Annotated in this window: 12 protein-coding genes; 5 read left to right on the top strand and 7 right to left on the bottom strand. The window is 71.8% G+C overall.

Going from position 1 to position 12,818, the window contains the following annotated elements; all coding sequences use genetic code 11:
• Positions 1-6 precede the first annotated feature (6 nt).
• The 3 genes from otsB to ACIRPT_RS15595 form a co-directional block, all read right to left on the bottom strand.
• On the bottom strand, positions 7-882 hold the full coding sequence (gene otsB / locus ACIRPT_RS15605) for a trehalose-phosphatase (RefSeq protein ID WP_403827274.1): 876 nt from the start codon (positions 880-882) through the stop codon (positions 7-9).
• A gap of 87 nt (positions 883-969) precedes the next feature.
• Positions 970-1,308: a DUF3263 domain-containing protein gene (locus ACIRPT_RS15600; RefSeq protein ID WP_403827918.1), complete on the bottom strand. Its 339-nt coding sequence runs from the start codon at positions 1,306-1,308 to the stop codon at positions 970-972.
• Positions 1,309-1,374: 66 nt separating this feature from the next.
• Positions 1,375-2,595 carry an extracellular solute-binding protein gene (locus ACIRPT_RS15595; RefSeq protein WP_403827272.1) on the bottom strand — a complete coding sequence of 407 codons (1,221 nt, stop codon included), beginning with the start codon at positions 2,593-2,595 and terminating at the stop codon, positions 1,375-1,377.
• A gap of 306 nt (positions 2,596-2,901) precedes the next feature.
• Between ACIRPT_RS15595 and ACIRPT_RS15590 the strand changes: the two genes are divergently transcribed.
• From ACIRPT_RS15590 to ACIRPT_RS15580, 3 genes are all read left to right on the top strand, one after another.
• Entirely contained in the window at positions 2,902-3,834 is a 933-nt protein-coding gene (locus ACIRPT_RS15590) for an ROK family protein (RefSeq protein ID WP_403827270.1), read from the top strand.
• Complete coding sequence (nagA, locus tag ACIRPT_RS15585) at positions 3,834-5,057, top strand: N-acetylglucosamine-6-phosphate deacetylase (protein WP_403827268.1); 1,224 nt, start codon at positions 3,834-3,836, stop codon at positions 5,055-5,057. Before ACIRPT_RS15590 ends, nagA begins: the two co-directional genes overlap by 1 nt.
• 256 nt (positions 5,058-5,313) lie before the next feature.
• A complete protein-coding gene (locus ACIRPT_RS15580) occupies positions 5,314-6,243 on the top strand; it encodes a 1-phosphofructokinase family hexose kinase (protein WP_403827266.1) in 930 nt (309 codons plus the stop codon).
• A gap of 81 nt (positions 6,244-6,324) precedes the next feature.
• On the opposite strand, the gene ACIRPT_RS15575 is transcribed toward ACIRPT_RS15580, so the two are convergent.
• Together ACIRPT_RS15575 and cdgB are read right to left on the bottom strand one after the other, a co-directional pair.
• On the bottom strand, positions 6,325-7,239 hold the full coding sequence (locus ACIRPT_RS15575; protein WP_403827264.1) for a CBM35 domain-containing protein: 915 nt from the start codon (positions 7,237-7,239) through the stop codon (positions 6,325-6,327).
• Positions 7,240-7,582: 343 nt separating this feature from the next.
• Positions 7,583-9,235 carry a diguanylate cyclase CdgB gene (gene cdgB, locus ACIRPT_RS15570; RefSeq protein ID WP_403827262.1) on the bottom strand — a complete coding sequence of 551 codons (1,653 nt, stop codon included), beginning with the start codon at positions 9,233-9,235 and terminating at the stop codon, positions 7,583-7,585.
• Positions 9,236-9,722: 487 nt separating this feature from the next.
• Between cdgB and ACIRPT_RS15565 the strand changes: the two genes are divergently transcribed.
• Positions 9,723-10,223, top strand: coding sequence for a flavin reductase family protein (locus tag ACIRPT_RS15565; RefSeq protein WP_403511211.1), 501 nt, complete (start codon positions 9,723-9,725; stop codon positions 10,221-10,223).
• A 270-nt stretch (positions 10,224-10,493) separates the two neighbouring features.
• On the opposite strand, the gene arfB is transcribed toward ACIRPT_RS15565, so the two are convergent.
• Positions 10,494-10,922, bottom strand: a complete 429-nt coding sequence (arfB, locus tag ACIRPT_RS15560; protein ID WP_403511209.1) for an alternative ribosome rescue aminoacyl-tRNA hydrolase ArfB — start codon at positions 10,920-10,922, stop codon at positions 10,494-10,496.
• A gap of 203 nt (positions 10,923-11,125) precedes the next feature.
• Between arfB and ACIRPT_RS15555 the strand changes: the two genes are divergently transcribed.
• Positions 11,126-11,701, top strand: coding sequence for a TerD family protein (locus tag ACIRPT_RS15555; protein ID WP_400064187.1), 576 nt, complete (start codon positions 11,126-11,128; stop codon positions 11,699-11,701).
• Between the two features lie 211 nt (positions 11,702-11,912).
• Here ACIRPT_RS15555 and ACIRPT_RS15550 read toward each other — a convergent pair whose 3' ends face one another.
• Positions 11,913-12,524 (bottom strand): heme-binding protein, encoded by a 612-nt coding sequence (locus ACIRPT_RS15550; protein ID WP_403827259.1) that lies wholly within the window; start codon positions 12,522-12,524, stop codon positions 11,913-11,915.
• Between the last annotated feature and the right edge of the window lie 294 nt (positions 12,525-12,818).

Below are 12,818 nucleotides of genomic sequence, written 5' to 3'. Positions count from 1 at the left end.
CGGGGCTCAGGGCCCGGCCAGGTGGTCGGCCAGGGCGCCGAGGAGGCCGACGACCCCGGTCGGCCCGTCGACCACCAGGTCGGCGCGCTCGGCCAGTTCGCTGACCTCGTTGCTGCCGCTGCAGACCAGGATGCCGGTGAGGCCTTCGGAGCGGAGCTTTTCGACGGCGGCGAAGGCGGCCAGGTCGCCGAGGTCGTCGCCGGCGTACAGGACGGTGGTGGCGCCGGTTTCGTGGATCCAGTCGGCGAGGGCCACGCCCTTGTCCATGCCCGGCGGGCGCAGTTCCAGGACGAAACGGCCCGGTTCGACGATCAGGCCGTGGCGTTCGGCGAGGGCGGCGAGCGGGCCGCGGAGCCGGTCGAAGGCGCCCTGGGGGTCGGCCGCGCGGCGGGTGTGGACGGCGATGGCGCGGCCGCCCTTGGTCTCGATGGCGGTCTCCACCCAGGTGCCGTGCCAGACGCCGGACGCGTCCAGTACGCCGGGGAGTTCGCCCTGTATGGCGGCGATGCCGGGGTGCGGCGGAGGGGCGTGGACGGTGCCGGTGGCCGCTTCCCAGCGCTCGGCGCCGTAGTGGCCGAGGACGGTGAGGTGGCCGAGGCCGGGGACGGAGGCGAAGCCGCCGAGGCGGACCGCGACGGCGGCCGGGCGGCCGGTGATGACGGCGGCGGCGCTCAGGTGGGGCACTAGGCGGCCCAGGGCGGCGGTGGCGCCGGGGTGGGCACGGGCCGTTTCCGGGTCGGGGACGATGTCGGCGAGGGTGCCGTCGTAGTCGAGGGCGATGACGGCGCGTTCGGGATGGGAGAGGAGAGCGGCGAGGCCTTCGCGGCCGGCCGGGGTCTGCGGCGTCGGGACGGGGTGCGGCGCGTTCGGGGGGCTGCCCATGGCGCCGACCCTACCGGCGGGGTGCGGGCGCATGCCGGGTGTATGGGGGCACGGGGCGGCGGGCGGGACGGCGCGTCGTGCGGGGCGTCAGCGGCGGGCGCGGCGGGCGTCGCGTATCCGGCGCAGGCGGTTGACCGTGACCGGGTCGTGGGCGAGCGCGCGGGGGTCGTCCAACAGGGCGTTCAGGAGCTGGTAGTAGCGGGTCGGGGAGATGCCGAGCCGCTCACGGATGACGCGCTCCTTGGCGCCGGGGCCGGGCCAGGAGCGGCGCTCGACGCCGAGCACCGCTTCGTCCCGGGAGGAGAGCGGGGCGCCGGCCGCTGCACCGGCACCGTCCGGGACGCCGCCGTCGCCAGGGGTGCCGCCGTCGTCCGGGGTGCCCGTGCCCTCGTCCCCGCGCGCCGTGTCCGTACCGTCTTCCGCCATCACGTTTCCACGATAAGCCCACCGTCTGACAGCGCCCGGCCGGACGCCCCCGCGGCCCCGGGCCCCTTACGGGACCATGTTGTCGGCCGTGTCCGCCGCGTTCTGGATCTCGCTGAGTACGGCGGACGGGTTGCCGTCGGGCCCGACGGCCGCGCCCATCTTGGCCTTGAGGGTCTTGGAGACCATCGGCCAGGAAGTCTTGTCGGCCGGGTAGAACTCGGCGTGCCTGAGCTGCTTGAGGAAGCTGTGCAGCTTGCTGTACCTGTCGTCCTCCATCATCGCCTGGGAGGCGGAGGCCGTGACCGGGAGCAGTCCGTAGGTGCCGGAGAACTTCAGGACGTTCTTCTCGCTGTAGACGAAGTCGAGGAACTTGCCGATCTGCTCGTGGTGGCCGTTCTGCTTGAAGGCCATCATCCAGTCGGCGACGCCCATGGTGGCCTTGGCCTTGCCGTGGATGCCGGGGAGTTCGGTGGTGCCGTAGTCGATGCCCTTGGCGGCGGCCTGTTCCATCAGGGTGGGGTGGCCGTTGAGCATGCCCACGTTGCCGTCGGCGAAGCCCTGGAAGGCGTCGGCGCGGTTGACCTTGGCGGGGTCGCCGCCGGTCAGGTCCTTGCCGACGAGGTCCTTCTGGAGCCACTCGAAGGTCTTGACGTTCTCCGGCGAGTCGATCGTGTACTTGCCGATGTTGTCGGTGTAGCCGCCGCCACCGCCGAGCATCCACATCAGCGTCTCGGCCTGGGTCTCCTCCGGGCCGAGCGGGAGCGCGAAGGGCGTCTTGACGCCGTGGTCCTTCAGCAGCTGGGCGTCGTGGGCGATGTCGTCCCAGGTCTTCGGCGGGTGGGTGATGCCCGCCTCGGCGAACAGCTTCTTGTTGTAGAAGAGGCGCCGGGTACTGGCCCCGAAGGGCATGCCGTACAGCACGCGGTTGTATTCGCCGGCGTCCGCGAGGGCGGGGGTGAAGTCGGCCTGGGTCGGTATGGAGAGCAGTTCGTCGGCGCTGTAGAGCTGCCCGTGGGCGGCGTAGTCGGCGTACGCGCCTATCTGCGCCATGTCGGGGGCCTTGCCCGCCTTGACGAGGTCCTCGACCTTCTTGTCGACGTCCGTCCAGCTGTAGACGTCGACGTCGACCTTGATGCCGGGGTTCTTCTTTTCGAACTCGTGGGTGAGTTCGTCCCAGTAGCGCTGGGAGCTGTTGGCCTCGCTGTCGCCGTAATCCGCCGCGATGAGCTTGAGCGTGACATCGCCGTCGCCCGAGCCGCTTCCGCAGCCGGTGAGAGTGAGGGTCATGACGGTGGCAATTCCCGCCGCCGTCAGGCTCAAGTACCGCCGCTGCACCGTCGTTTACCGCCCTTGTCCCGAGATCTGTTCTGCCGGGTCCATCTCGGTGTCGGGGATCACCCTTCACCGCCATGAACAGCGAGTTTTACTCGCCCGTCTCCATAAGGTCTACACCACCGGAAGTCTCGCTTCGATATCGCCCTTCCCACGCGAAGATCACGAGACCGGGCGTCGACCAGGCCAAACAGGCGCAAGGGCGCACGGATACGGTGAGTGGACTAGACCTTTTATGTCCGATCGCGCAAAACTGTTGCCGTGAGAAACGTCATCGCCCTGGATGTGGGCGGCACCGGAATGAAAGCCGCCCTCGTAGGGGCGGACGGCACCGTCCTGTACGAGGCGCGGCGCCCCACCGGCCGCGAACGCGGGGCCGACGCGGTCATCGAGACGATCCTCGGCTTCGCCGCCGAGCTGCAGGCCCTCGGCCGGGCCCGGTTCGGCGCCCCGGCCGAGGCCGCCGGGGTCGCAGTCCCCGGCACCGTTGACGAGACATCAGGCACCGCCGTCTATTCCGCCAACCTCGGCTGGCAGGACGTCCCGATGCGGGCCCTGCTGTCCGAGCGGCTGGACGGGGTGCCGGTCGCGCTCGGGCACGACGTACGCACCGGCGGCCTGGCGGAGGGCCGGATCGGCGCGGGCAAGGATGCCGACCGGTTCCTGTTCGTTCCCCTCGGTACGGGCATCGCGGGCGCCATCGGCATCCGCGGCCGGATCGAGGCGGGCGCGCACGGCAGCGCGGGCGAGATCGGCCACATCGTCGTACGGCCCGGCGGGCGGGAGTGCGCCTGCGGGCAGCGCGGCTGCCTGGAGACGGTGGCCTCGGCCGCCGCCGTCGGCCGCGACTGGGCGCTGGCCTGCGGCGATCCCCGGGCCGGCGCGGCGGACGCGGCCAAGGCCGTGGAATCGGGCGACGAACGCGCCGTCGCCGTCTGGCGCAACGCCGTGGACGCCCTCGCCGACGGCCTGGTCACCGGCCTCACCCTGCTCGACCCGCAGATGCTGATCATCGGCGGAGGGCTCGCCGAGGCGGGCGACACGCTGTTCGCGCCTCTGCGGGAAGCGGTCCGCCGGCGCGTTACGTTCCAGCCCGTTCCCTCGATCGTTCCGGCGGCCCTGGGGGACGCGGCCGGGTGCCTGGGCGCAGGACTGCTCGCCTGGGATCTTCTCTCCACGGAGGTAACCGCCTGATGGCACTGCAACATTCCGCGGGACGGCCCTCGCAGCCCCGGCGCACCCTCCTGACCGGCGCCCGTATCGCCCGGTCGGCAGGCGTGGCCGACCGCGGCCGGATCACGGTCGAGGGCGGCCGGATCACCGACATCCGCAGCCGGGACGTCGACGCCGGCGGCCCCCTCCCCGACAGCCGGGACACCGAGGTCCTCGACCTCCCCGGCCACCTCGTCGTCCCCGGCTTCGTCGATATGCACCTGCACGGCGGAGGCGGCGGCTCCTTCTCCTCCGCCGACGCCGAGGAATGCCTGCGGGTCATCGACACCCACCGGCTGCACGGCACCACCTCGATGGTCGCCTCCACCGTCACCGGCACCCTGGAAGACCTCTCCCGGCAGGCCGCGGTGCTCGCCGAGCTCGTCCAGCAGGGCGAGCTGGCCGGCATCCACTTCGAGGGCCCGTTCATCTCCCCCGGCCGCTGCGGCGCCCACCAGCCCGACCTGCTGCGCGACCCCGACCCGGCCGCGGTCCGCAAGCTGATCGACGCCGCGCACGGCACCGCCCGGATGATGACCGTCGCCCCCGAACTGCCCGGCGGCCTGGAGTCCGTACGGATGCTCACCGACGCCGGGATCGTCGCGGCCATCGGCCACACCGACGCCTCCTACGACGCCACCCGCGAGGCCATCGCCGCGGGCGCGACGGTGGCCACCCACCTCTTCAACGCGATGCCCGGCCTCGCCCACCGCACGCCCGGCCCGATCGCGGCCCTCCTGGAGGACGAGCGGATCACCGTCGAGCTGATCAACGACGGCACTCATCTGCACCCCGCGATCCTCCAGATGGCCTTCCGGGACGCCGGCGCCGAGCGCGTCGCGTTCATCACGGACGCGATGGGCGCGGCCGGGATGAACGACGGGATGTATCCGCTCGGCCCGATGCAGGTCGAGGTCAAGGACGGCGTCGCCCGGATCAGCGAGGGGCCGACGGCCGGATCCATCGCCGGATCCACCCTCACCCTGGACCGCGCCTTCAAACGGGCCGTCACCGTGGACAACCTGACGGTGGATCAAGCCGTACAGGCGCTTTCGGCCAACCCTGCGCGCCTGCTCGGCATCGACGACCGGGTGGGCTCCCTGGCGGTCGGCAAGGACGCCGACCTGGTGGTGCTGGACGCCGGATACGACCTGGTGGGCGTGATGCGCCAGGGCGCATGGCTGGTACGTCCCGAAGGCGTCTGACCGGCCGCGGCGGACGCCGCACGAACGGGCGGTGACCGGCCGGCGGCCCCCTGGTGGCCGGTTACCCGCCGGGCACCGGTCTCCCTGGGTCTGGGCCAACCACCATTGGCGATGGCATGATCGCTCGCGCACTTGTCCGCATGCCACCGCCGAACGCGGTTGCCCGACCTCGGGCCGTACTACGGCCAACGACTGCCCGGCCAACGGCTGCCGCCCACCGGCACAGCCGTCCGAGCACGGCGCGGGAGGGGGAACCATGATCCTCACGGTCACGCTGAACGCCGCCCTGGACATCACCTATCGTCTGCCCCGGCTCCGCAACCACACCACGAACCGGGTCACCGAGGTCGCCGAACGCCCCGGCGGCAAGGGCCTGAACGTCGCCCGCGTCCTGGCCGCACTCGGCCACCGTACGGTCGCCACCGGCTTCGCGGGCGGCGGCACCGGAGCGGCGCTGCGCGCCCTGCTCAGCCAGGAGAGCGAGGTCACCGACGCCCTGGTGCCGGTCGGCGGCGCCACCCGCCGCACCATCGCCGTCGTCGACGGGACCACCGGCGACACCACCCAGCTCAACGAACCGGGCCCGACCGTCTCCCCCGCCGAATGGGACACCTTCCTCGGCACCTACCGCGAACTCCTCCGCGACGCACAGGCCGTGGCCCTCTGCGGCAGTCTGCCCCCCGGCGTGCCCGTCGACGTCTACGCCCGGCTCACCCGCACCGCCCGCACCGCAGGCGTCCCGGTCCTCCTCGACACCAGCGGCGAGCCGCTGCGCCGCGGCCTGGCCGCCCGCCCCGACCTCGCCAAGCCCAACGCCGACGAGCTCGCCGCCCTCACCGGCAGCACCGAACCGCTGCGCGCCGCCCGCGACGCCCGCCGCCGGGGCGCCCATGCGGTGGCCGCGTCACTGGGCGCAAAGGGGATACTCGCGGTCACCGCGGACGGCACCTGGCAGGCCGCCCCGCCGCGGCACATCCCCGGCAACCCGACCGGCGCCGGCGACTCGGCCGTGGCCGGTCTGCTCTCGGGCCTGGTGGAGGACCTGCCGTGGCCGGACCGGCTGACCCGCGCGGTGGCCCTGTCGGCCGCGACCGTACGGGCCGCGGCCGCGGGCGAGTTCGATCCGGCGACATACGAGGAACTGCTGCCGCGCGTCGTGGTGACGGATCATCCGGCGGCGGCGTGAAGCGGACGTTTCACGTGAAACACCGGCGCCGGTGGGCCTGTTGGGCCCTTGGGATCCTTTGGATCCTTGGGGTCAGCCGGATTACTTCTTCTTCGGCGGCGCCAGCCACACCTTGTCGATGTTGACGTCGCACTGATTGCCGGCCTCGCAGGACAGCTTGACGGTGTTGGTGCCCTGATTGAGGGTCACCATTGACCAGCTCCGGGTCCAGCCCTTGTCCCAGGCGCCCTCCGGAGCATGGGCGAAGTTGTCCATGCTGACCGGCCGGGGGTCGGGCTTGCCGTTGACGGTCAGCGTGAGGTTTTCGTTCTTGCCGGGCACGCCGTAGCCGACCCAGAGCCTGTACGGGCCCGCCTTGTCGACGTCGACCGTCCAACTGACCGATGCGCCGGGGGTGTTCATTCCCGCGACGTAGGTGCCGTTCGCCGAGCGCGCGCCGGGCACGTCCTTGGCCGTGGTGGCGCCGCCGTCGAGGCGCAGGCTGCCCGCGTCCTGCTTGGGAAGCTCACCGGGAGCGGGCTTGGCGGTGGGCTCCTTGCTGGGGGCCACCGAGTCGCCGGCCGTCGGGCCCGGCTTCTTCGACGTGTCGTTCTTGTCCTTGTTGCCATTGGTGAGCATCGCGACGCCGATGCCTATGCACACCACCGCGACCACGGCGACCGCACCGATCAGCAGTCCGTTACGGCGACGGGGCTGCTGGTCGTAGCCCTGGGGCGGGACGGAACGCGTCCGCTCGCTGCCGGGCAGCGTCTCCGGCGCCGCGTAGTGCGCGTTCTGGTTGCCGTACGCCGGCTGCTGGGTCTGCTGGGCGCCGTACTGCCGCTCGCCGACCGCGCGCACCTGGTTGTAGGAGGTTCTCGGGACCCCCGGCTGCCGCGCCGCCCCGCCGCCGGCCGCCGAGCCCGGTGCGCCACCGTCGCCGCCTTCCGAGCGGTAGAGGTAGCCGAACGGGTCGTCGTTCTCCGGCGTGTCCGCGCCGTTGTTGCCGGCCGTCATTCCGTGTCACTCCCAAGCGGTGTGTGCGCGTCTGTCTGCGTCGGTACGCGTTCGCGCCATGCGCGCGAATTCTCTGTTTCGGGCCCCCGGCGGCAGCGCGCCGCATCGGCGCAGCCTACCCCTTCAAGGCCTGGCCACGCCGAGCCCGGACAGCCACAAGATCGCTACAGATCGGTGAACGGCAGGTGGGCCCGGGCGGAAGGCGGCGTTGTGAGATGCGCGGCACCTTCCCTGCCTGAGACGGCTCGACTACGCGCTGTGTCGCGCGCGGGTCCGCTGTGCGCCGGGGGCTGCGATCGCGCATTGCGTTGCGCACCGCCCGCCGCCCGCCGCATGCGGTGGCTCAGCCCGCCCGGCGGTTCGCCTTCGACCGGGACCGCTTCTCCACGTACATCCGCTGGTCGGCGGAGGCCAGGACCTCCTCGGCGGTCATTCCGCAGCTCGCCCAGCCGATGCCGAAGCTGGCGCCGACCCGCACCGCCCGGCCGTCCACCCGGATCGGCGGGATGATCGCGTTCCGCAGCCGCACCGCGAGGTCCTGGGCGTCGGCCGTGCCCAGGCCGTCCGCGAGCACCACGAATTCATCGCCGCCGAGCCGGGCGACCGTATCGCCGTCCCGTACGCCGCTGGTCAGCCGGCGGGCGACCTCGATCAGCACCGCGTCGCCCGTGTGATGCCCGAAGCGGTCGTTGATCGACTTGAAGCCGTCGAGGTCGCAGAAGAGGACCGCCAGCCCCTTGGAGCCGTCGTCCTCCGCGCCCTCCGCGGGCGCGACGGTGTGGACATGGTGGTCGTAGCCGCCCGGCACACCGCCGAAGGGCTCCTTGCCGTCCGTCCGGAAGGCCTGCCGGTCGCCCGGGTCCGCCGCGACGGTGGCCGAGGAGGCGTACGCGTCGGCCACCCCACCCGGGGGGCGGGAGCACAGCCGGGCGGCGAGCCGGGACCGCAGCTCGGCGCTGTTGGGCAGCCCGGTCAGCGAGTCATGGCTGGCGCGGTGCGCGAGCTGGAGCTCGTGCCGCTTGCGCTCCTCGATGTCCTCGACATGGGTGAGCAGAAATCGGGGCCCGTCGGCGGTGTCGGCGACCACGGAGTTGCGCAGCGAGACCCACACATAGGTCCCGTCGCGGCGGGCCAGCCGCAGCTCGGCCCGGCCGCCCTCCGCCGAGGTGCGCAGCAGGGTCCCGATGTCCTCGGGGTGGACGAGGTCGGAGAAGGAGTAGCGGCGCATCGCGGAGGCCGGGCGCCCCAGCAACCGGCACAGCGCATCGTTGGTGCGCAGCAGTCGTCCGTGCTGGTCACCGCCCATCTCGGCGACGGCCATCCCGCTCGGCGCGTATTCGAAGGCCTGCCGGAAGCTTTCCTCGCTGGCGCGCAGGGCCTGCTGCTCGCGCTCGAGGCGGACCAGGGCGCGCTGCATATTGGCCCGCAGCCGGGCGTTGCTGATCGCGATGGCGGACTGGAACGCGTACATCTGCAGGGCTTCCTGCCCCCACGCGCCGGGGCGCCGGCCGTTGCGCGGCCGGTCGACGGAGATCACGCCGAGCAGCTCGCCGCCGCCGTTGGTCGCGGAGTACATCGGCGCGAAGAGACGGTCCATGGGGTGCCACTCGTCGGGGAACCGCGGCGCGGGCCCCGCCGTGTGCCACTGCGGGACGTCGTCGTCGTCCAGCACCCAGCCCTCGGTGTACGGGATGAAGCGCAGCTCGCCCCAGCGCTCCCCCATCGACAGCCGACGGTCCCAGGAGGAGCGGGAGCCGACCCGCCCGGCCATCAGCGCCTCGGCGCCCGCGCTGCCGGCCACCGCGGCGACGACGAGATCGCCGTCCGGACGGACGAGATTGACCGCCGCCAGCTCATAGCCGAGCCCGGCGATCGCACCGTCGGCAACCGATTGCAAGGTGTCCGCAAGGCTGCGTGCGGTGTTCAGTTCGGCGACCACTTGGTGCAGCTGCCGCAGGGTCGCAAGACGGACGTATGGCTCCGACTCGGTCTCCATCGCTCGCTCTCCCTGAGACCTCGACAGCAACTCCAGGATTCTTCGATCGCCCGATTCCACGCTCTTTCTTCGCTCACTGAATCACAGTGAGCTGTTCACTCGGTACACAGGGTCAACAATTACCGCGTGCTGTGACTCAAGTCACAAGCTCCGAGGGGATGTTGATAACGCCCAAAAGGGCCTGTTGAGAGGCCCTTCCCGCCCTCTCCCGCGCGACACTCGCCCTTCCTGAACGCAAATTCGGGCAGCCGCCTCCCCCATTGCGACCTCCTCTGCGACCTCCCCCCCCCGCGGCCTCCGTCGTCCGACCTAGGGCGCGGGTGGTTCCAGGGCCCGATGCGGCGCGGGGTCGGGCGACGTTAGCGTTCATGGCGTGTTCACGAAAACCCCCGGCGAAGCCGCAGCCTCCGGACCCGCCAACCGTCCCACGCCCGCCGTCGCCCTGGCGTCCGCGCCGGGCGGCCCACCGATCCCGCATGCTGAGGGGGTGAGTGACGACGAGTTCCGTGCCGCCCTGTCCCGCCTCGCCGCCGGCGTGGTGCTGATCACCGCCCACGACCCGGACGAGGGCCCGCGCGGCGAGGACATCGGCATGACCGCCACCGCATTCGTTTCGGTATCCCTCGAACCGCCGCTGGTGATGGTGAGCGTTCGCAACGACTCCCGCATGGACGACCTGCTGGCACACCAGCCGCTGTGGGCGGTCTCGGTACTGGCGGACAGCCAGCGGCACGTTGCCGGACGATTCGCGATGAAGGGCCGCATCAGCGACCGGCTGCTCTTCGCGGACATCCCGCATGTACGGGGTGAAGCGGCCGGCGCACCGCTCATCGGCGGCGCCCTCGCGACCCTGGAGTGCCGGACCGAGGAGCGGGTGGTGGCCGGCGATCACACCCTCGTCATCGGACGCGTACTGACCTCATCGATCCCGAACGAGGGCGCGGGGCCGCTCACGTACTTCCGGGGGAACTACCGGCACTTGAGCTGAGGGCTCGCCGGTCCACTCCAGCCACTCCACTGCTCCGGTCCAGCTACCCCACCGATCCGGCCGCACCATCGGCTACTCCACCCGAGGGAACTCACCACTCTCCGTAACCGTTGTAATCGTTGCCGGAGTAGAAGGAGGCACCGCGAGGCAACGGAGGCACCGCGAGGCACGCGCCGAAGACGTCGGGGAGGGGCGCCCTCGGCCTCAACGCGCCGGAGGGGCCTCAATGGCGCGGAGGCCGGCGGCCAGGCGTCGGAGGCGGGCAGCGCCTCAGCCCCAATCGCGGCCCGTGCGGCCGCGCTTGGTCTCGCCGCGCTGCTTCTTCTCGCGCAGCCGCCGCTCATTGATGCCGCGGGGAATCCGCGACTTGCGGCGCGGCTTGGGCGGCGGGGCGGTGGCCTGGGCGAGCAGCGCCGCCAGCCGGACGGCCGCGGTCTCGCGGTTGCGCCACTGGGAGCGGTGGTCGGAGGCCCGCACGGACAGCACCCCGTCGACGAGGCGGCCCGCCAGCCGCTCCAGGGCGCGCTCCTTCCAGACGTCGGGCAGCGCCTGCGTCTTGGTGAGGTCGAAGCGCAGCTCCACTTGGCTGTCGCTGGTGTTGACGTGCTGGCCGCCGGGACCGGAGGACCGCGAGAAACGCCATACGAGCTCGGCCTCTGGAAGGACGACCGAACCGCGGATGACATAGGGCCCGGACATGGGTCCTATGATCCCTCGCATTCCGGGACCCCGTCACCCGCTTTTCGGCTCCCCTCGCAGGACGTCCACATCAGGATTCGGCAAAGAAAGTAAAGGCAGCTGGAACCTCGTGGTCCCCTGACGACGTTGTGGTGGGTGACGGTAGCTTCGTCCGCAGTACGAAGCCCGACGCTTCGACGAGTCGACAAGGAAAGGGACTTCCCATGGCTGTAAGCCTGTCCAAGGGCGGCAACGTCTCCCTCACCAAGGAGGCACCGGGCCTGACCGCCGTCACGGTCGGCCTCGGCTGGGACGTCCGCACCACCACCGGCACGGACTTCGACCTCGACGCCAGCGCCATCGCGGTCAACCCGAGCGGCAAGGTCTTCTCGGACCAGCACTTCGTCTTCTTCAACAACAAGGCGACGCCGGACCAGACCATCGTGCACACCGGTGACAACGTCACCGGCCAGGGCGAGGGCGACGACGAGCAGATCAACGTCAACCTCGCGGGTCTGCCGGCCGACATCGAGAAGATCGTCTTCCCGGTCTCGATCTACGACGCCGAGAACCGCAGCCAGAACTTCGGCCAGGTGCGCAACGCCTTCATCCGCATCGTCAACCAGGCCGGCGGCGCCGAAATCGCCCGCTACGACCTGAGCGAGGACGCCGCGACCGAGACCGCCATGGTCTTCGGCGAGCTCTACCGCAACGGCGCGGAGTGGAAGTTCCGCGCGGTGGGCCAGGGCTACGCCTCGGGCCTGGTGGGCATTGCGCAGGACTTCGGCGTCAACGTCTGAGGATCCGGATGAGCTGCGGACGCGGTGCGGGTGCGGGTGCGGATGTCGCCGCGGCCGTAACCGTGACCGCGGCCGTGGCCTTGGCCGCTCGATAGCGGTGGTGGTTGCCAGTAATCGCCGGTAGTTGGCCGTGGTTGCTGGCGATTGCTGGTGATTGCTGGAGGGCCGGTCCCCGTTTGGGGGCCGGCCCTCCGCGTGCTGGTGGGTGCCGTTACTTGCCGAGCGCCTGCGCACCGGCCTGGGCGAACTGCTCGTCGGTGGCGCCGCTCGGAGCACCCGCCACGCCGATCCCGGCGATCGGCGCGCCCTGCGACTGCACCGGGGCGCCGCCCGCCAGGAACAGGGTGCCCGGGATGTCCTTGAGCGTGGGCGCCTGGTCGAGGCGCTTGACCAGCTCGGACGTGGGGGCGTTCCAGGAGACGGCGGTGTACGCCTTCTTCGCCGCCGACTCGTACGACTGCGGGCCGGCGCCGTCGCCACGCAGCTGGACCAGCGTGTTGCCGTTGCGGTCCACGACGGCGACCGAGATCTTCTGGCCCGCCTTCTCCGCGGCGTCCACGGCGGCCTGCGCGGCCTTGGTGGCGGCCGCGAGGGTGAGGTGGGTGGTGTGGGTGAGGTTGCCGGCGTCCGTGCCGGCGCCTTCGGCCGCGGCGGGGGAGACGGCGCTCGGCGCCGGGGCGGCGGACGCGGACACGGCGCCGAAGGCGCCCGCACCGGCCAGCGCGACGACGACGGCCGCGCCGGTGACGACCCGGTTGCGCAGGGACAGCTTCCGGGGCTGCTGCGTCTCGCTACGGTGCTGGTTCTCGGTGTGCTTCGCCATGGTCGGGGCTCCTTCGGGACGGGGCGGGAGTGCGTGGCCTGCCTTCATCCTCGGGGCGTGGCGTGCGCGCCAGGGTCGACGTACCGGCTGCCCTGGCCGGGCATGATGGGGGATACCGGTGTCAGCCGATCGGTTGATACGGGACGCTCCCCACCCGGGTTACGACTACGGGAGACCGTTACGGGAGAGCCCCGCTAGGAGACCCAGAGCCCCGTGCACCCCCCGCGCCCCCTTCATCCCGCTCAGCAGCCCGCGCCGCCGGACCCCAATCCCGACGCCCGCTGGCTCGGCCCC

This window comes from Streptomyces sp. NPDC101227, assembly GCF_044767545.1.
Taxonomy (GTDB): domain Bacteria; phylum Actinomycetota; class Actinomycetes; order Streptomycetales; family Streptomycetaceae; genus Streptomyces.
Note: the sequence above shows the minus strand (reverse complement) of the source record. Positions and strands in the feature narration are given on the sequence as shown.

What these genes read in the sequence shown, in the direction of transcription:
- otsB (WP_403827274.1), bottom strand. Translation starts at nt 882, where the DNA reads ATGGGCAGCCCCCCGAACGCGCCGCACCCCGTCCCGACGCCGCAGACC.
- ACIRPT_RS15600 (WP_403827918.1), bottom strand. Translation starts at nt 1,308, where the DNA reads ATGGCGGAAGACGGTACGGACACGGCGCGCGGGGACGAGGGCACGGGC.
- ACIRPT_RS15595 (WP_403827272.1), bottom strand. Translation starts at nt 2,595, where the DNA reads ATGACCCTCACTCTCACCGGCTGCGGAAGCGGCTCGGGCGACGGCGAT.
- nagA (WP_403827268.1), top strand. Translation starts at nt 3,834, where the DNA reads ATGGCACTGCAACATTCCGCGGGACGGCCCTCGCAGCCCCGGCGCACC.
- ACIRPT_RS15580 (WP_403827266.1), top strand. Translation starts at nt 5,314, where the DNA reads ATGATCCTCACGGTCACGCTGAACGCCGCCCTGGACATCACCTATCGT.
- ACIRPT_RS15575 (WP_403827264.1), bottom strand. Translation starts at nt 7,239, where the DNA reads ATGACGGCCGGCAACAACGGCGCGGACACGCCGGAGAACGACGACCCG.
- cdgB (WP_403827262.1), bottom strand. Translation starts at nt 9,235, where the DNA reads ATGGAGACCGAGTCGGAGCCATACGTCCGTCTTGCGACCCTGCGGCAG.
- arfB (WP_403511209.1), bottom strand. Translation starts at nt 10,922, where the DNA reads ATGTCCGGGCCCTATGTCATCCGCGGTTCGGTCGTCCTTCCAGAGGCC.
- ACIRPT_RS15555 (WP_400064187.1), top strand. Translation starts at nt 11,126, where the DNA reads ATGGCTGTAAGCCTGTCCAAGGGCGGCAACGTCTCCCTCACCAAGGAG.
- ACIRPT_RS15550 (WP_403827259.1), bottom strand. Translation starts at nt 12,524, where the DNA reads ATGGCGAAGCACACCGAGAACCAGCACCGTAGCGAGACGCAGCAGCCC.